This is a genomic window from Streptomyces tibetensis (assembly GCF_007655005.1).
GTDB classification, from domain to species: Bacteria; Actinomycetota; Actinomycetes; order Streptomycetales; family Streptomycetaceae; genus Streptomyces; species Streptomyces tibetensis.
Genome location: NZ_SZVW01000009.1, coordinates 63,179 through 80,679 on the forward strand (window position 1 = coordinate 63,179; position 17,501 = coordinate 80,679).

The window sequence follows — 17,501 nt, forward strand, 5'->3', positions numbered from 1 at the left end:
GGGCCACTCAGGCGCAGTACCAGCACATCTGCTGGATTCCCGTGATGTGGTCCCGTGTTGCCTCGAAAGCCTCATGGGTGGTCGAATGCATCTTCGGCACGTGTGATCAACAGTGATCAACAGGCGATTTCGAGTCACTCAGAGGAGCCGTGGATGATCGGCCGCTGGCGGGCAAGCCGCACCGACCGGGTGCACCGGACGAGTCCCCTGGCGGCGGTGCCGACACCGCCGAGCGCGGGGGTGCTGGCCTGCCGGGTGCTGGACCCGGTCAACGAGCCGGTCCGGCACGCGGAGTTCGCGGTCACGGACTCCGTGGGGCGGCCGGTCGTCAGCGGCGGAGCGGATCCGTACGGGTCGTTCGTGACGACGGTGCCCGCCGGGGAGTACCGGCTCGCGGTGTCGGCGGAGGGGTACACGCCCTACCGCGCGACGACGCAGGTCGCCGAGAACGCGCTCGCCTCGCTCGGGGACGTGACGCTGCAGGTGGCCCGGCCGCCGGAGCTTCCCGACGCCGGTGACTGGGAGGTCGAGTCGGCGCACTCCTCGATCGGCTTCACCGCGCGGCACATCGGACTGGCCCGCATCCACGGGCAGTTCAAGTCGTTCGCGGGGGTGATACGGGTCGCCGATCCGGTGGAGCGGTCGGCGATGCACGTGGTGATCGACGCGGCGTCCATCGACACCAACATGAGGATGCGTGACGACCATCTGCGCTCGGCGGACTTCCTGGACGTCGAGAGGTTCCCGACGCTGGAGTTCTACAGCGACCGGTTCGTGCACAAGGGCGGGAACCGGTGGGCCGTGACGGGAGCGCTGTCGCTGCACGGCGTGACGCGGACGGTCACGCTGGACACGGAGTACCTGGGGCTGGGCAACGGCATGGAGGGCGAGGTGCGGGCGGCCTGCCGGGCCACGACCGAGCTGCACCGGGACGACTTCACGGTGAGCTGGCAGACCATGCTGGCGCGTGGCATCGCGGTGGTGGGGCCGAGCATCAGGGTCGACCTCGATGTGCAGATCGTCCGCAAGGGCTGAGCGACCCGGCCACGAGGTGGTGTCGGACAATGTCCGGCGTGAGTGATGTGCGACATGTGCTGGTGCTGCCCGACCGTGATGCCGCCGAAGAGGTGGTGGACGCGCTGCGGGAGCGGTTCGGGGTCGTAGAGGAGCCGCAGCTGGTGCGGGACGCGCTGGCCGGCGAGGACGACGCCGAGGACGCGCAGTGGCTGGTCGTCCTGCGCGACGAGGACGAGCGGCTGGATCCCGGGGAGCTGGACCGGCTGGCCGGCGAGTGGGAGGGCTGGCGGGAGGAACCGTAGGCACCCGGCCCTGGGCGGGCGTGCGTCGGGCCTGGCTCGTCTGGGGCTCGCCACGCCAGCCCGCCGACTCCGCTTGCGCCAGCCCGCCGACTCCGCTTGCGGCCGCCCGCCTGTCTCCGCCTGCGGCCGCCCGCCTGACTCCGCCTGCGGCCACCCGCCCACCTCGCCTGCGGCCGCCCGCCTGACCCCGCGTGTGTACGCCCCGGCCCGTCGGGGGCCGCTGTCAGTGGCGCGTGGGATGCTTGGCGCGATGGCCAGGAAGACTGCTCATGACGACCCCCTCACCCCGGTGACACTCGCCGTGGGCCAGGAGGACCTGCTCCTCGACCGTGCCGTGCAGGAGGTGGTGGCCGCGGCGAAGGCCGCCGACGCCGACACGGACGTACGGGACCTGACCCCGGACCAGTTGCAGCCCGGCACGCTCGCCGAGCTGACGAGCCCGTCGCTCTTCGCGGAGCGCAAGGTCGTGGTCGTACGCAACGCGCAGGATCTGTCGGCCGACACGATCAAGGACGTGAAGGCGTACCTCGGGGCACCGGCCGAGGAGATCACCCTCGTGCTGCTGCATGCCGGCGGGGCGAAGGGCAAGGGGCTGCTCGACGCGGCGCGCAAGGCGGGGGCCCGTGAGGTGGCCTGCCCGAAGATGACGAAGCCGGCGGACCGGCTGGCGTTCGTGCGGGGCGAGTTCAGGACGACGGGGAGGTCCGCCACACCGGAGGCGTGCCAGGCGCTCGTCGACGCGATCGGCAGCGATCTGCGGGAGCTGGCCTCGGCGGTGTCGCAACTGGTCGCGGACGTCGAGGGGACGATCGACGAGGCGATCGTCGGGCGGTACTACACCGGGCGGGCCGAGGCGTCGAGCTTCACGGTCGCCGACCGGGCGGTCGAGGGGCGCACCGCGGAGGCCCTGGAGGCATTGCGCTGGTCGCTGGCGACGGGCGTCGCGCCGGTGCTCATCACAAGTGCGCTCGCGCAGGGCGTCCGGGCGATCGGGAAGCTGTCGTCCGCGCGCGGGGGGCGACCGGCGGATCTCGCGCGGGAGCTGGGCATGCCGCCGTGGAAGATCGACCGGGTGCGGCAGCAGATGCGGGGCTGGACCCCGGACGGGGTGTCGGTCGCGCTGCGGGCCGTGGCCGAGGCGGACGCGGGGGTGAAGGGCGGGGGCGACGACCCCGAGTACGCCCTGGAGAAGGCCGTGGTCACCATCGCCCGAGCGGCTCGCTCCCGGGGCCGGGGCTAGGGCCTGTCGTCAGAAGACCGGCTCCCCCATCCCCAGCAGATTGCCCTCGCTGTCGTGGAACCAGGCACCGCGTTCGCCCCGGGCGCCCTTGCTCGGGTAGTTCCCCTCGATCTCGGCGATACCGCCCCGCGTGCGGAAGCCGGGGGCGTCGACCTCCTCGAAGACCACCCCGCGGCGCTTCAGCTCGGCGACGGCCGCATCGAGGTCCTCGACCTCCAACGCCATCTGCGTGAAGGTGCCGGGGGACGCTCCCGTCGAGCGGAACAGGACGAACTCCGCACCGCCGCACCGGTAGAGCAGCCCGCCGGGGCGTTCGTCCACGGGATCCAGACCCAGTTTCTCCGAGTAGAAGCGCCGCGCCCGCTCCAGGTCCTGGGCGGGGAGCCTGGTCGCCGCGCGGACCAGGGCCGGCGCGTTCCTGTCGTCTGCGTTCATGTCTCCACTGTGCCGTGATCGAGTCGCCCTCCTCCTGCCGAAGAGGAGAATCGGGTGTATCAGCCGTAGGTCGCCGAGCGATGGAGAGGTGGCGAGGGTCATGGCTGAACACCCGCACGCAGCGCTGGTCCGCAAGGGATTCGAGGCCTTCTCGCGCGGTGACATGGACACCCTGCGCGGATTGATCGCGGGGGACGCCACCCACCACGTGCCCGGCGATCACCCGTTGTCGGGCGACTTCAAAGGGCTGGACTCGATCATCGAGATGTACGAACGGCTCGGCGCGGAGACGAACGGGACGATGCGCGCCGACCTGATCGGCATCGCCGTCGACGGCCGCGGTCACGCGGTCGGCATGACCCGTTTCACGGCCGAGCGCAAGGGCAAGAGCCTCGACGACACCGGCTGCATCGTCTTCCGCATCGTCGGCGACAAGGTCACCGACCTCGACGAATGCGTCGAGGACATCGACAAGAACAACGAGTTCTGGTCGTAGGACCACGGACAGGGCGGGTACGCCGGTACACCGCCGGTACCGCAGGAGACAGGCCGAAGGCCCCGCTGGCCGCTCGGGAAGAGCGGAGGGCGGGGCCTTCGGTTCGAGCTGCTGGATCCGCGCCCGCGTGGCGAACGCAGGCCGCGCGCGGATCCGGGGGTGCCGGACGGGAGCGGATGAGAGAGGGCCCGCTCGATTCCCTCCGGCGTCACATCAGATGTCAGCCCTTGAGCGCGTCGACCTTCGAAGCCAGCGCCGACTTCTTGTTGGCGGCCTGGTTCTTGTGGATGACGCCCTTCGAGACGGCCTTGTCGAGCTGACGCGCGGCGACGCGCTGGTACTCGGTGGCCTTCTCGGCGTCACCCGCGGCAGCAGCCTCACGGGCCTTGCGGATCGCGGTCTTGAGGGAGGACTTGACGGCCTTGTTGCGCAGCCGCGCCTTCTCGTTGGTCTTGATCCGCTTGATCTGGGACTTGATGTTCGCCACGAATGAGCCTTCTCAGGTTCTGGCACGAGGCCGCACGGACACCGCACGATTCCCGTACCGGGTGATTTCTTGGGTCGTACCTCCTGCGAGAGGGCACGAGGCACAGCCACCCAGGCTACCAGTGGCCCCTTCCACGGCCCAAACCCGTCCATGGTCCCCACCCGTGGGACCATGGAGGCTACGTATCGATCCGACCCGAGACCGCAGACACTGCGGACGCCTCAAGAATCAGGACCCTGCGTGCCCGCGATCCCCAGCCACGTGCCCGAGCCGAGCCGTACCGACCCGGCTCTGATCCGCAACTTCTGCATCATCGCGCACATCGACCACGGCAAGTCCACGCTCGCCGACCGGATGCTCCAGCTCACCGGAGTGGTCGAGCAGCGGCAGATGCGCGCCCAGTACCTCGACCGCATGGACATCGAGCGCGAGCGTGGCATCACGATCAAGTCACAGGCGGTGCGTCTGCCGTGGGCTCCCACCCACGACAAGAACGACACGCACATCCTCAACATGATCGACACCCCCGGGCACGTCGACTTCACCTACGAGGTCTCCCGGTCGCTCGCCGCGTGTGAGGGGACCATCCTCCTGGTCGACGCCGCCCAGGGCATCGAGGCGCAGACCCTCGCCAACCTCTACCTGGCGATGGAGAACGACCTCAAGATCATCCCGGTGCTGAACAAGATCGACCTGCCGGCCGCGCAGCCCGAGAAGTTCTCCGAGGAGCTCGCCAACCTGATCGGGTGCGACCCCGACGACGTCCTCAAGGTGTCCGCCAAGACCGGCCTGGGCGTCGAGGCGCTGCTCGACAAGGTCGTCGCCGAGATCCCCCCGCCGGTCGGTGTCGCGGACGCCCCCGCCCGCGCGATGATCTTCGACTCGGTCTACGACTCCTACCGCGGTGTCGTGACGTACGTCCGTGTCATCGACGGTCAGCTCAGCAAGCGCGAGCGGATCCGGATGATGTCCACCGGCGCCACGCACGAGCTGCTGGAGATCGGCACCAACTCGCCGGAGATGCTGTCGGCCGACGGCCTCGGCGTGGGCGAGGTGGGCTACCTCATCACCGGTGTGAAGGACGTCCGCCAGTCCAAGGTCGGTGACACCGTCACCAGCCAGCACAAGGGCGCCGAGGAGGCGCTCGGCGGCTACAAGGACCCCAAGCCGATGGTGTTCTCCGGCCTCTACCCGCTGGACGGCTCGGACTACCCGGAGCTGCGCGAGGCCCTGGACAAGCTCCAGCTCAACGACGCCGCGCTGGTCTACGAGCCGGAGACCTCCGCCGCCCTCGGCTTCGGCTTCCGCGTCGGCTTCCTCGGCCTGCTGCACCTCGACGTGATCCGCGAGCGGCTGGAGCGCGAGTTCGGCCTCGACCTCATCGCCACCGCGCCGAACGTGGTGTACCGCGTCCTCATGGAGGACGGCACCGAGCACACCGTCACCAACCCGAGCGAGTTCCCCGAGGGCAAGATCTCGGAGGTCTACGAGCCGGTCGTGCGGGCCACCATCCTCGCGCCCAGCGAGTTCATCGGCTCGATCATGGAGCTGTGCCAGACCCGGCGCGGCACCCTGCTCGGCATGGACTACCTCTCCGAGGACCGGGTAGAGATCCGCTACACCCTGCCGCTCGCGGAGATCGTCTTCGACTTCTTCGACCAGCTGAAGTCCAAGACCCGCGGCTACGCCTCGCTCGACTACGAGCCCACCGGCGAGCAGACCTCCAGCCTGGTCAAGGTCGACATCCTGCTGCACGGCGACAAGGTCGACGCCTTCTCGGCGATCACCCACAAGGACGCCGCGTACGCCTACGGTGTGCGGCTCGTCGCCAAGCTGCGCGAGCTCATCCCGCGGCAGGCCTTCGAGGTGCCCATCCAGGCCGCCATCGGCTCCCGGGTCATCGCTCGCGAGACCATCCGCGCCATCCGCAAGGACGTCCTCGCCAAGTGCTACGGCGGTGACATCTCCCGTAAGCGGAAGCTGCTGGAGAAGCAGAAGGAGGGCAAGAAGCGGATGAAGATGGTGGGTTCCGTAGAGGTTCCGCAGGAGGCCTTCATCGCCGTCCTGTCGAGTGATGACAGCGCGGGGTCGGGCAAGGGCAAGAAGTAATCACGGATTACCGTGGGTTACACCGCAATCCGGGTTGAACAGGGGTCCGTTGTGCGAAAGCGCGGCGGGCCCCTGTGCGTACACGGGGTAGCTCTCGGTACGAAGTGACAGGCCGCAGCCCCTTACGCAGGGGACGGTCGCCCTTTACTCTGATCCCTGCTCGTTAGTTACTCACGAGTTAAACAACGGGCGTGACCTGCACCTCGTGAGTGCCACCCAGCCGCACCTGAGCCAGCCGCATCGTCGCGGGCCCCGGAGGATGTCGTGAGCGACACACAGACCCTGATCGAGAACCGTCCGCCGTCCGTGGCGGGCCTCTTCCTGGAGCGCGTGGCGGCCACGCCGGACGCCGAGGCCTATCGGTATCCGGTCCCGTCGGCGGGCCAGGGGCCGGACGACTGGAAGTCACTGACCTGGACGCAGTCCGCCGAACGGGTCTACGCCATCGCGGCGGGCCTCATCGAGCTGGGCGTGCAGCCCGAGCAGCGCGTCGCCCTCGCGGCCGGCACCAGGATCGAGTGGATCCTCGCCGACCTCGGCATCATGTGCGCCGGCGCGGCCACGACCACGGTGTACCCGCAGACCAACGCCGAGGAGTCCGCGTACATCCTGTCGGACTCCGAGAGCCGGGTGCTGATCGCGGAGAACGCCGAGCAGCTGGCCAAGGCCCAGGAGAAGCGCGCCGAGCTGCCCGAGCTGACGCACGTCGTGGTGATCGACGGGGCCGGTGTCGAGACCGCGGACTGGATCCTCACCCTGGACGAGCTGGAGAAGCGCGGCGCGGCCCGGCTGGAGAAGGACCCCGACCTGATCAAGGAGCGGGTCGGCGCGATCGCCAAGGACCAGCTGGCCACCCTCATCTACACCTCCGGCACCACGGGCCGCCCCAAGGGCGTGCGCCTGCCGCACGACAACTGGTCGTACATGGCGAAGGCGATCGCCGCGACCGGGCTGATCAGCGGCGAAGACGTGCAGTACCTGTGGCTGCCCCTCGCGCACGTCTTCGGCAAGGTGCTGACCTCCGGGCAGATCGAGGTCGGGCACGTCACGGCCGTGGACGGCCGGGTCGACAAGATCATCGAGAACCTGCCGGTGGTGCAGCCGACGTACATGGCGGCCGTGCCGCGCATCTTCGAGAAGGTCTACAACGGCGTGGCGGCCAAGGCCCGCGCGGGCGGCGGCGCCAAGTACAAGATCTTCCAGTGGGCGGCCGAGGTGGCCCGCGAGTACGCCAAGGTCTCCCAGGACAACTTCCGGCGGACCGGCACCGCGTCCGTGCCGTTCGGTCTTGGCGCGAAGCACAAGGTCGCCGACGCGCTGGTGTTCGCCAAGATCAAGGAGGCGTTCGGCGGGAACCTGCGGGCGTGCGTCTCCGGTTCGGCGGCGCTGGCACCCGAGATCGGGTACTTCTTCTCCGGCGCCGGCATCCACATCCTGGAGGGCTACGGCCTGACCGAGTCCTCGGCGGCGTCCTTCGTGAACCCGGGCGAGGCCTACCGCACCGGCACGGTCGGCAAGCCGCTGCCCGGCACGGAGGTGCGGATCGCCGACGACGGGGAGATCCTGCTGCGCGGCCCGGGCATCATGGAGGGCTACCACAAGCTGCCCGAGAAGACGGCCGAGGTGCTGGAGCCGGACGGCTGGTTCCACACCGGGGACATCGGGGAGCTGTCGCCCGACGGGTACCTGCGGATCACCGACCGCAAGAAGGACCTCATCAAGACCTCGGGCGGCAAGTACATCGCCCCGGCGGAGGTCGAGGGGCAGTTCAAGGCGGTGTGCCCGTACGTGTCCAACATCCTGGTGCACGGGGCCGACCGGAACTTCTGCACGGCGCTCATCGCGCTCGACGAGCCCGCGATCACGGAGTGGGCCAAGGAGAACGGGCTCGGGGGGAAGTCGTACGCGGAGATCGTTTCCTCACCGGTCACGGTGGAGATGGTCGACGGGTACGTGAAGCAGCTCAACGAGGGGCTTCAGCGGTGGCAGACCATCAAGAAGTTCCGGCTGCTGCCGCGGGATCTGGACGTCGAGCATGGTGAGATCACGCCGAGTCTGAAGCTGAAGCGGCCCGTGGTGGAGCGGGAGTACAAGCATCTGATCGACGAGATGTACGACGGGGTTCGCGAGGCGTAGGGGGCGGTGCGGGAGCGCGGGCGACTGCGGGTTTTGTTCGTGGTTTGCTCGCGCCCACGCGGCGGAGCCGCACATCGATACAGCCCCGCGCCCCTCAGGTACCTTCATCCACTCTGCGTCTCAGCTCCTGGATCTCCGTCCTCAGGCGTTCCACCTCTCTTCCCTTGCGGTAGAGGTCCAGGAAGACGCTGACCTTCGCCCTGAGGACCCACGGGTCGAACGGTTTGGTCACGTAGTCGGCGGCGCCGGTCGCGTAGCCGAGGAAGGCGTAGCCCGCGTCGTCGTCCGCGCCGGTGAGGAAGATGATCGGGACGTCCCGGGTCTGGTCGAGGCGTTTGATGTGGGCGGCCGTCTCGAAGCCGTCCATGCCGGGCATGCGGATGTCGAGCAGGACCAGGGCGATCGGCTGCCGCAGCAGGGCCTTCATCGCCTCCTCGCCCGAACGGGCGCGCAGCAGCGGCTCGTTGAGGGAGGCGAGGACGGCCTCCAGGGCGGTCAGGTTGTCCTCCATGTCGTCGACCAGGAGGATTCCGGCGCGCTCGGGGTGGGTGGGCGTGCTGCTCATGCCTGTTCTTCCGTGCCCTCGGGGTCCAGCAGGGCGCACACGACCTTCAGCAGGCCGTCGATGTCCACCGGCTTGGGGACGTAGTCGTTGGCCCCGCGGGCGATGGACTTCTCCCGGTCGCCGGGCATCGCCTTGGCGGTCAGGGCCACGATCGGCAGGCCCGACCAGCGGGGTGTGCGGCGGATCGCGGAGATGGTCTCGTGGCCGTCCATCTCCGGCATCATGATGTCCATCAGGACCAGTTCGACGTCCGCGCTGCGCTCCAGCGTCTCGATGCCCTCGCGGCCGTTCTCCGCGTAGAGCACGGTCATGCCGACCCGGCCCAGGACATGGGTGAGGGCGAAGACGTTGCGGATGTCGTCGTCGACGATCAGCACCCGCCGCCCGGCGAGGATCCGGCCCGGCCGGCCGGACGTCCACGCCTCCAGCTTCGTCGGCGACGGCCAGGCGTCGTCCGTGTCGTGCGCGACCGGGAAGGGCCCGGTGCTCGGCTGGAGGGGCAGCGGCAGGTCCGCGCGGTCCTCGGGCACGGGTGCGGGCGCGGTGTGGCCGGGGCTGACGACCGGCACGTACAGGGTGAACCTGGAGCCTTTCCCTGGTTCGCTCTCGGCCACGATCCGGCCCCCGAGCAGGCCCGCGATCTCCCGGCTGATGGACAGGCCGAGGCCGGTCCCGCCGTACTTGCGGTTGGTGGTGCCGTCGGCCTGCTGGAACGCCTCGAAGATCACCGGGAGTTTCGCCGGCGCGATCCCGATGCCGGTGTCGGACACGGCGAACGCGATGACGTCGTCGGTGTCCCGGATATGACGGTGCTCGGTGTCCTGCACCCGGTCCACCCGCAGCTCGACCTTGCCGGACGCGGTGAACTTGATCGCGTTGGAGAGGAGGTTGCGGAGGATCTGCTGGAGTCGCTGCTCGTCCGAGTACATCTCGCGCGGTACGTCCTCGCCGACCGCGACCTCGAAGGCGAGTCCCCGGTCGAGGGTGACGGGCCGGAAGGTGGCGTGGACATAGTCGAGCAGCTTGATGAGCGGGAGCCGCTTGGGGCGTACGTCCATCCGGCCGGCCTCGATCTTCGACAGGTCCAGGATGTCGTTGATCAGCTGCAGGAGGTCCGAGCCCGAGCGGTGGATGGTCGTCGCGAACTGCACCTCCTGGTCGGAGAGATGGCCGTCCGGGTTGTCGGAGAGCAGCCGGGCCAGGATCAGCAGCGAGTTCAGCGGTGTGCGCAGCTCGTGCGACATGTTGGCCAGGAACTCCGACTTGTACTGCGAGGACGTGGCCAGCAGGGCGGCCTTCTCCTCCAGTTCGGCGTTGGAGCGCTGCAGCTCGCCCTGCTGCTTCTGGAGTTCGTCCGAGCGCTCCTGGAGCTGCATGGCCAGGCGCTGGGACTCGCCCAGCAGGGACTCCGTGCGGGAGTTGGCGATGATCGTGTTGATGGCGACGCCGATGGTGTTGACGAACTGGTCGAAGAACGCCAGGTGCACATCGGAGAAGCGGGAGAACGAGGCGAGTTCGATGACGCCGAGGAGCTTGTCCTCGAAAAGGATCGGGATGATGACGATCGTGGTCGGGGCCGCCTCGCCCAGACCACTGTTGATCTTGATGTAGTCGGGCGGCGCGCCCTCCACCAGGATGCGCTTCTTCTCCCGGGCCGCCTGGGCGACCAGGCCGTGCACCGGCAGGCCGCCGGTCTCGACGGTCGCGTCCTGGGCGGCGCCGTACCCGGCGATGAAGGCGAGCCCCTTGGTCGGGGCCGCTGCTCCGTCCTCGTCCGGGTCGGCCAGGTAGAACGCGCCGTACTGGGCGCTCACCAGCGGGGTCAGCTCGCGGAGTATCAGGTCGGCGACCTCCATCAGGTCCCGGTGACCCTGCATCAGGGCGGCGAGCCGGGCCAGGTTGGACTCCAGCCAGTCCTTCGCGCGGGTCGTCTCGCGCAGGTTGGCCACCATCAGGTTGATGTTGTCCTTCAGCTCGGCGACCTCGCCCTGCGTCTCCACGGTGATCGAGCGGGACATGTCGCCCTGGGCCACCGCGGAGGCGACCTCGGCGATCGCGCGGACCTGGGTGGTGAGGTTGGACGCGAGTTCGTTGACGTTCGTCGTCAGGCGCTTCCAGGTGCCGTAGACGCCCTCGACCCGGGCCTGGCCGCCCAGTTGGCCTTCGGAGCCGACCTCGCGGGCGACACGCGTGACCTCGGAGGCAAACGAGGAGAGCGTGTCGACCATGGTGTTGATGGTCGTCTTCAGCTCCAGGATCTCGCCGCGCGCGTCCACGTCGATCTTCCGGGACAGGTCGCCCTGCGCCACGGCCGTCGCGACCTGGGCGATGTTGCGCACCTGGGAGGTGAGGTTGTCGGCCATGTAGTTCACGTTGTCCGGCAGGCCCCGCCAGACGCCCAAGACGCCCCGCACCTGGGCCCGGCCGCCGAGCCGCCCGTCGGTGCCGACCTCGCGGGCGACGCGGGTCACCTCGTCGGCGAACGCGCGCAGCTGCTCGACCATGGTGTTGACGGTGGCCTTCAGTTCCAGGATCTCGCCGCGCGCGTCCACGTCGATCGTCCGGGACAGGTCGCCCTGCGCCACGGCCGTCGCGACCTGGGCGATGTTGCGCACCTGGGAGGTGAGGTTGTCGGCCATGTAGTTGACGTTGTCCGTCAGGTCCCGCCAGACGCCCAAGACGCCCAGCACCTGGGCCCGGCCGCCGAGCCGCCCGTCGGTGCCGACCTCGCGGGCGACGCGGCTCACCTGGTCGGCGAAGGCGCGCAACTGCTCCACCATCGTGTTGACGGTGGCCTTCAGTTCCAGGATCTCGCCGCGCGCGTCGACCGTGATCTTCTCCGCCAGGTCGCCGTTGGCGACGGCCGTCGTCACCTGGGCGATGTTGCGGACCTGGGAGGTCAGGTTCAGCGCCATGAAGTTGACGTTGTCGGTGAGGTCCTGCCAGACGCCGGAGACGCCCCGCACCTGGGCCCGGCCGCCGAGCCGCCCGTCGGTGCCGACCTCGCGGGCGACGCGGGTCACCTCGTCGGCGAAGGCGCGCAACTGCTCCACCATCGTGTTGACGGTGTCCTTCAGTTCCAGGATCTCGCCGCGCGCGTCGACCGTGATCTTCTTCGACAGGTCGCCGTTGGCGACGGCCGTCGTCACCTGGGCGATGTTGCGGACCTGGGAGGTCAGGTTCAGCGCCATGAAGTTGACGTTGTCGGTGAGGTCCTTCCAGACGCCGGACACGCCCCGCACCTGGGCCTGCCCGCCGAGGTTGCCTTCCGTGCCGACCTCGCGGGCGACGCGGGTGACCTCGTCGGCGAAGGCGGACAGCTGGTCGACCATCGTGTTGATCGTGGACTTCAGCTCCAGGATCTCGCCCTTGGCCTCCACCGTGATCTTCTTGCCGAGGTCGCCCTGCGCGACGGCGGTGGAGACGAGGGCGATGTTGCGGACCTGCGAGGTGAGGTTGTCCGCCATGAAGTTGACGTTGTCGGTGAGGTCCTTCCAGACGCCGGACACGCCCCGCACCTGGGCCCGGCCGCCGAGGTTGCCTTCCGTGCCGACCTCGCGGGCGACGCGGGTGACCTCGTCGGCGAAGGCGGACAGCTGGTCGACCATCGTGTTGATCGTGGACTTCAGCTCCAGGATCTCGCCCTGCGCGTCCACCGTGATCTTCTGGGACAGGTCGCCGTTGGCCACGGCCGTCGTCACCTGGGCGATGTTGCGGACCTGGGAGGTCAGGTTCGACGCCATGAAGTTGACGTTGTCGGTGAGGTCCTTCCACACCCCGGACACGCCCCGCACCTGCGCCCGGCCGCCCAGCCGGCCCTCGGTGCCGACCTCGCGGGCGACGCGGGTGACCTCGTCGGCGAAGGCCGACAGCTGGTCGACCATGGTGTTGACCGTCAGCTCCCGCCGAGGTTGCCCTCCGTGCCGACCTCGCGGGCGACGCGGGTGACCTCGTCGGCGAAGGCCGACAGCTGGTCGACCATGGTGTTGACCGTCAGCTTCAGTTCCAGCAGCTCACCGGTCGCCTCCACCGGTCACCGTTCGGGTCAGGTCGCCGCGGGCCACCGCGGTCGTCACCGCCGCGATGTCCCGGACCTGAGCCGTCAGCCGGGACGCCATCGTGTTGACGGCCTCCGTCACGTCCCGCCAACTGCCCGACAGGCCCTGCACCTTGGCCCGTCCGCCGAGCCGGCCCTCGGTGCCCACCTCGCGGGCCACCCGCGTCACCTCGCCGGTGAACAGGGACAGCTGGTCCACCATCTTGTTCACGGCCCGGCCCAGGCGCCGCAGATCGCCGCGCAACTGCCGCGTCCCGTCGTGCAGATCGACCCGCTGGGTGAGGTCGCCGCCGGCCACCGCGTCCAGCACACGCGTGGCGTTCGCCGCCGGGGCGACCAGGGCGTCGAGCAACTGGTTCACGTCGTTGACCCGGGACGTCCACAAGCCCTGGCCCGGGCTGGCCGAGAGCCGCTCGTCGAGCCGGCCGTGCCGCACCAGTTCCCGTCGGACGCGCTGCACCTCGACGGTGAAGTGGACGCTGCGGTCCATGATCTGGTTGTGGACGGCGGTCAGTTCGGCCACCATGCCGTGGCCTGATTCCGGCACCTTGGTGAAGTCGCCGTCGCGGGCGGCGGTCATGGCGGCGAGCAGGGGGCGCAGATCGGATGCACGAATCTGACCGTCTTCGTGCCGGTCTTCGACCACAGGAGTAGCACTGTTCTCACTCATGGCGGCCCACTTCGGTAACTCGACGCTTATGGGCGTGGCCAGTCTGTCACTCTGTCGGCATCGACTGTGGCGTATTCGTACGAACTGCCCGGGGAGCTGTCCATGGGGGCCATTCCGACGCAACGGGAGACCGCATCCCGTGCCTCAGAAGCGCCTGCACCTGCTTGGGAGACGCCCGTGCCCGTCCAGGAGGGGCCAGTTCCCGTCCAGGAGGGGCCCGTTTCCGAGGAGCCCGCACCGTCCGCGGAGGGGATGACACCCCCCGCCGGGGCGCTCGCCTCCGACACACGCGCGCCCGCCTGCGCGGCGCCCGGGCCCGCCGCCGAGGCGCCCGCACCGGAGCGCGCGCGGGCGCACACGACCCTGCCCGGCAGTTCCCTCGCCCCGGGCGCCGCCCGCGCCCTGGTGCGCGAGGCTCTCGCCGAGTGGACCGGGCTCGCACTGCCCGGCGCCGAGCACCTCGGCGACCGCCTCGCCGACGACGCCACGCTCGTCGTCAGCGAACTCGTCACCAACGCCGTGGTGCACGCCGGCACCGACGTTCAGATGGAGTTCCGGCTGGAAGGCGGCGCGGGCGGCGCCCCGGACACGGCCGTCGTCGTCGAGGTCTCCGACCACCACCCCTCCCGCGCCCCGCGCGGCGGCGAGCCGGAGACGCCGGACGACACCCCCGAGTGCGGGCGTGGCCTGCGGCTCGTCGCCGCGCTCTCCGAGGCGTGGGGGGTCACGTACCGCACGGGCCGCAAGACCGTGTGGGCCCGGCTGCCCGCCGGCGGCTGTGCGGCGGGCGAGCAGATCGAGGCGTACGCCGGGGAGCACGCGCTGGCGCGCGGACTGCGGGTGGCGGAGATCCTGGCACCCGAACCACGCCCGGGTGAGGAGGCGGACGAGCCCCTGCGGCCGAGGGGCGACGGCGGAGACCTGTGGGACTCGCGTGAGCACCCAGAGCCATGGGGCTCACGAGTCGGCGAAGACGCATGGGGCTCGCGGGGCGAGGGCGGCACGGGGCCGTGGGACCCGTCACGGGGCGAGGGCGGCACGGGGCCGTGGGACCTGTCACGGGGCGAAGGCGGTACGGAACCGTGGGACCCGTCACGGGGCGAAGGCGGCACGGAACCGTGGGACCGGCGCCAGGACGGGCAGAACCCGGATCGTGGCGGAGAGGCGCGGCCCCGGCCCGGCTCACGGGAAACTCGTGACCTGCGCGACTGGAACGACCTGCGGGACTGGCGGGACCGGCACGAGAACCGCGACGGACGGAACGGGCCCGACGGCGCCTGGCTCGGCCGCGGCGCCCTGTCCTTCCTCGCCGAGGCCTCCGACCTGCTCGCCGGACAGCTCGACGAGGACCTCGTCGCGGCCCTCGCCGGACAGCTGATCGTGCCCCGCCTGGCCGACTGGTGCGCGGTGTGGCTGGAGGACGAGGCCACCGCCGGCGGCTGGAGCGGCGGAGCAGGCCTGGGCGGACCACGCCTCGCCCGGGTCTGGCACGGCAGCGAGAACCGTATCGAGGAGCTGCGCCGCGCCCTGGAGAAGGACCCGCCGCAGCCGTTCGACCCGTTGGGCGGGTCCCTGTTCGAGCGCGGCCGGGACCAGGGCGGATCCGGGCCCGTCGACTGCCCCTGGCCGGGCGAGGCGCTCGGAGACGGTGAGCCCGGTTCGGCCCTCGCCTACCGCCTGGTCGCCGGGGGACGCCCGCTGGGCACCCTCGTCATCGGGCGGTCCGGACCGGCCGGCTTCCCCGACGAGATCACCGGCCTCGTCGAGGACCTCAGCCGCCGGGTGGCCCTCGCCATCGGCGCCGCCCGCCAGTACGCCCGGCAGGCCACCATCAGCGCCGTGCTCCAGCGCGGGCTGCTGCCCGGTGCCGTGGCCGAGATCCCCGGCGTGCGCAGCGCCCTCGTCTACGAGCCGTGCGACAAGGGCGGTCCCAGCGGCGACTTCTACGACCTGTTCCCGGCCGGCGACGGCCGCTGGTGCTTCGCCGTCGGCGACGTCCAGGGCAAGGGCCCCGAGGCGGCCGTCGTGATCGGCCTGGCCCGGCCCTGGCTGCGGCTGCTGGCCCGCGAGGGCTACCGGGTCGCCGACGTACTCGACCGCCTCAACCAGCTCCTGCTCGACGACGCCACGGAGGCCGCCGACGCGGCCGCCCGGGCGCTCGTCGCCGCGGGCGCGCGACCGACCCCGCCCGGCGACGGTCCCCAGACTCGCTTCCTGTCCCTGCTCTACGGCGAGCTCGTCCCCTTCGAGGGTGGTGTCCGCTGCACCGTCGCCTCCGCCGGGCACCCACTGCCCCTGGTGCTCGGGGCGGGCGGCGAGGTCCACACGGCCGCGCAGCCCCAGACCCTCCTCGGCGTCGTCGAGGACGCCACCTACACCAGCGACACCTTCGAGCTGCGGTCCGGCGACACCCTGCTGTGCGTCACCGACGGAGTGACCGAGCGCCGCTCGGGCTCCCGCCAGTTCGACGACGGTGACGGGCTCGCGGCGGCGCTGGCCGGGTGCGCCGGGCTGGACGCGGAGCTGATAGCCGAGCGGATCAAGCGGCTGGTGCACGAGTTCGGGGCGCGGCCCCCGGCGGACGATCTGGCGCTGCTGGTGCTCCAGGCGGACTGACCGCCCGGGTGCTGGACAATGGAGGGCATGCCTTCCGCACTCCCCGACGGCGAGCCCGTCCCCGATGACGGCGCGCTGCCCGCGTCCGCCCTCGCCGGGGCCGCCGATCGCCCGCTCGGGTTCTACCTGCACGTCCCGTACTGCGCGACCCGCTGCGGCTACTGCGATTTCAACACGTACACCGCCACCGAGCTGCGCGGCACCGGCGGCGTGCTCGCGTCCCGCGACAACTACGCCGAGACGCTGGCCGACGAGATCCGGCTGGCGCGCAAGGTGCTAAAGGACGATCCGCGGCCGGTGCGGACGGTGTTCGTGGGCGGCGGCACGCCCACGCTGCTGGACGCCGGTGACCTCGTACGGATGCTGAAGGCCGTGCGGGACGAGTTCGGGCTGGCGGAGGACGCCGAGGTCACGACCGAGGCGAACCCGGAGTCGGTCGATCCCGCGTACCTGGCCGCCCTGCGCGAGGGGGGCTTCAACCGGATCTCCTTCGGGATGCAGAGCGCCCGGCAGCACGTGCTGAAGGTGCTGGACCGCACCCACACGCCCGGGCGGCCCGAGGCGTGTGTGGCGGAGGCCAGGGCGGCCGGGTTCGACCATGTGAACCTCGACCTGATCTACGGCACGCCGGGGGAGTCCGACGACGACTGGCGGGCGTCGCTGGACGCGGTGCTGGGCGCCGGGCCGGATCACGTCAGCGCCTACGCCCTGATCGTCGAGGAGGGCACGCAGCTCGCCCGTCGTATCCGTCGGGGCGAGGTGCCGATGACCGACGACGACGTGCATGCCGACCGTTACCTGATCGCGGACGAGGTGCTCTCGGGCGCCGGCTTCGAGTGGTACGAGGTGTCGAACTGGGCGACCTCGCGGGCCGGGCGGTGCCTGCACAACGAGCTGTACTGGCGGGGGGCCGACTGGTGGGGGGCCGGGCCCGGTGCGCACAGCCATGTGGGCGGGGTGCGGTGGTGGAACGTCAAGCATCCGGGGGCGTACGCGGCCGCGCTGGCGGCGGGGCGGTCGCCGGGGGCCGGGCGTGAGGTGCTGTCCGATGAGGACCGGAGGGTCGAGCGGATTCTGCTGGAGCTTCGGCTGCGGGAGGGGGTGCCGTTGTCGCTGTTGCGGGAGGAGGGGCTGGCTGCCTCGCGCAAGGCCTTGTCGGACGGACTGCTCCAGGAAGCTTCGTACGAGGAGGGGCGGGCGGTGCTGACGTTGCGAGGGCGGTTGCTGGCGGACGGGGTCGTTCGGGACCTCGTGGACTGAGGTGCTCGGCGTTCGTGCTGGGGACGGGTGGGTCCGCGGCCCGGCGTAGCGGGGTGCCTTCCCCAAGCTCTCGGCTTCGCTCGAGCAGGGGGGACCCCCACGCCCACCCGT

At 70.6% G+C, this 17,501-nt stretch carries 12 protein-coding genes and 1 pseudogene; 8 read left to right on the top strand and 5 right to left on the bottom strand.

Annotation, left to right across the window (positions count from 1 at the left end; all coding sequences use genetic code 11):
• Window positions 1–153 precede the first annotated feature (153 nt).
• The 3 genes from FDO69_RS16700 to holA all read left to right on the top strand — a co-directional run bounded on the left by FDO69_RS16700 (window position 154) and on the right by holA (window position 2,559).
• Entirely contained in the window at window positions 154–1,035 is an 882-nt protein-coding gene (locus FDO69_RS16700; protein ID WP_104780624.1) for a YceI family protein, read from the top strand.
• 38 nt (window positions 1,036–1,073) lie between these two features.
• Window positions 1,074–1,319 (top strand): hypothetical protein, encoded by a 246-nt coding sequence (locus FDO69_RS16705; RefSeq protein ID WP_104780822.1) that lies wholly within the window; start codon window positions 1,074–1,076, stop codon window positions 1,317–1,319.
• Window positions 1,320–1,569: 250 nt separating this feature from the next.
• Window positions 1,570–2,559 (top strand): DNA polymerase III subunit delta, encoded by a 990-nt coding sequence (gene holA / locus FDO69_RS16710; RefSeq protein WP_199838289.1) that lies wholly within the window; start codon window positions 1,570–1,572, stop codon window positions 2,557–2,559.
• 9 nt (window positions 2,560–2,568) lie between these two features.
• Here the strand turns inward: holA and FDO69_RS16715 are convergent, their stop codons facing one another.
• Entirely contained in the window at window positions 2,569–2,994 is a 426-nt protein-coding gene (locus FDO69_RS16715) for a VOC family protein (protein ID WP_104780626.1), read from the bottom strand.
• Window positions 2,995–3,094: 100 nt separating this feature from the next.
• Here FDO69_RS16715 and FDO69_RS16720 point away from each other — a divergent pair, with 100 nt between their 5' ends.
• Window positions 3,095–3,490: a nuclear transport factor 2 family protein gene (locus FDO69_RS16720; protein ID WP_104780627.1), complete on the top strand. Its 396-nt coding sequence runs from the start codon at window positions 3,095–3,097 to the stop codon at window positions 3,488–3,490.
• A gap of 220 nt (window positions 3,491–3,710) precedes the next feature.
• On the opposite strand, the gene rpsT is transcribed toward FDO69_RS16720, so the two are convergent.
• Complete coding sequence (gene rpsT / locus FDO69_RS16725; RefSeq protein ID WP_104780628.1) at window positions 3,711–3,977, bottom strand: 30S ribosomal protein S20; 267 nt, start codon at window positions 3,975–3,977, stop codon at window positions 3,711–3,713.
• Between the two features lie 240 nt (window positions 3,978–4,217).
• Here rpsT and lepA point away from each other — a divergent pair, with 240 nt between their 5' ends.
• Complete coding sequence (gene lepA / locus FDO69_RS16735) at window positions 4,218–6,086, top strand: translation elongation factor 4 (protein WP_104780630.1); 1,869 nt, start codon at window positions 4,218–4,220, stop codon at window positions 6,084–6,086.
• 264 nt (window positions 6,087–6,350) lie between these two features.
• The gene (locus FDO69_RS16740) at window positions 6,351–8,222 is read left to right on the top strand and encodes an AMP-dependent synthetase/ligase (protein ID WP_104780631.1); all 1,872 of its coding nucleotides are present in this window, start codon (window positions 6,351–6,353) and stop codon (window positions 8,220–8,222) included.
• Window positions 8,223–8,316: 94 nt separating this feature from the next.
• On the opposite strand, the gene FDO69_RS16745 is transcribed toward FDO69_RS16740, so the two are convergent.
• The 3 genes and pseudogenes from FDO69_RS16745 to FDO69_RS41975 all read right to left on the bottom strand — a co-directional run.
• Window positions 8,317–8,787, bottom strand: a complete 471-nt coding sequence (locus tag FDO69_RS16745; RefSeq protein WP_104780632.1) for a response regulator — start codon at window positions 8,785–8,787, stop codon at window positions 8,317–8,319.
• Window positions 8,784–12,671, bottom strand: a complete 3,888-nt coding sequence (locus FDO69_RS16750) for a HAMP domain-containing protein (RefSeq protein WP_240806337.1) — start codon at window positions 12,669–12,671, stop codon at window positions 8,784–8,786. Before FDO69_RS16750 ends, FDO69_RS16745 begins: the two co-directional genes overlap by 4 nt.
• Window positions 12,672–12,688: 17 nt before the next feature.
• Window positions 12,689–13,424: pseudogene (locus FDO69_RS41975) on the bottom strand (HAMP domain-containing protein); the annotation flags it as partial.
• A gap of 342 nt (window positions 13,425–13,766) precedes the next feature.
• Here FDO69_RS41975 and FDO69_RS16755 point away from each other — a divergent pair.
• Both FDO69_RS16755 and hemW read left to right on the top strand, forming a co-directional pair.
• The gene (locus FDO69_RS16755; RefSeq protein ID WP_104780633.1) at window positions 13,767–16,130 is read left to right on the top strand and encodes a SpoIIE family protein phosphatase; all 2,364 of its coding nucleotides are present in this window, start codon (window positions 13,767–13,769) and stop codon (window positions 16,128–16,130) included.
• A 27-nt stretch (window positions 16,131–16,157) separates the two neighbouring features.
• Window positions 16,158–17,390, top strand: a complete 1,233-nt coding sequence (hemW, locus tag FDO69_RS16760; RefSeq protein ID WP_104780634.1) for a radical SAM family heme chaperone HemW — start codon at window positions 16,158–16,160, stop codon at window positions 17,388–17,390.
• Window positions 17,391–17,501 lie beyond the last annotated feature (111 nt).

Excerpts from the sequence above, each read along its gene's own strand:
- FDO69_RS16700 (WP_104780624.1), top strand. The coding sequence starts at position 154 with ATGATCGGCCGCTGGCGGGCAAGCCGCACCGACCGGGTGCACCGGACG.
- holA (WP_199838289.1), top strand. The coding sequence starts at position 1,570 with ATGGCCAGGAAGACTGCTCATGACGACCCCCTCACCCCGGTGACACTC.
- FDO69_RS16715 (WP_104780626.1), bottom strand. The coding sequence starts at position 2,994 with ATGAACGCAGACGACAGGAACGCGCCGGCCCTGGTCCGCGCGGCGACC.
- FDO69_RS16720 (WP_104780627.1), top strand. The coding sequence starts at position 3,095 with ATGGCTGAACACCCGCACGCAGCGCTGGTCCGCAAGGGATTCGAGGCC.
- FDO69_RS16745 (WP_104780632.1), bottom strand. The coding sequence starts at position 8,787 with ATGAGCAGCACGCCCACCCACCCCGAGCGCGCCGGAATCCTCCTGGTC.
- FDO69_RS16750 (WP_240806337.1), bottom strand. The coding sequence starts at position 12,671 with ATGGTCGACCAGCTGTCGGCCTTCGCCGACGAGGTCACCCGCGTCGCC.
- FDO69_RS16755 (WP_104780633.1), top strand. The coding sequence starts at position 13,767 with ATGACACCCCCCGCCGGGGCGCTCGCCTCCGACACACGCGCGCCCGCC.
- hemW (WP_104780634.1), top strand. The coding sequence starts at position 16,158 with ATGCCTTCCGCACTCCCCGACGGCGAGCCCGTCCCCGATGACGGCGCG.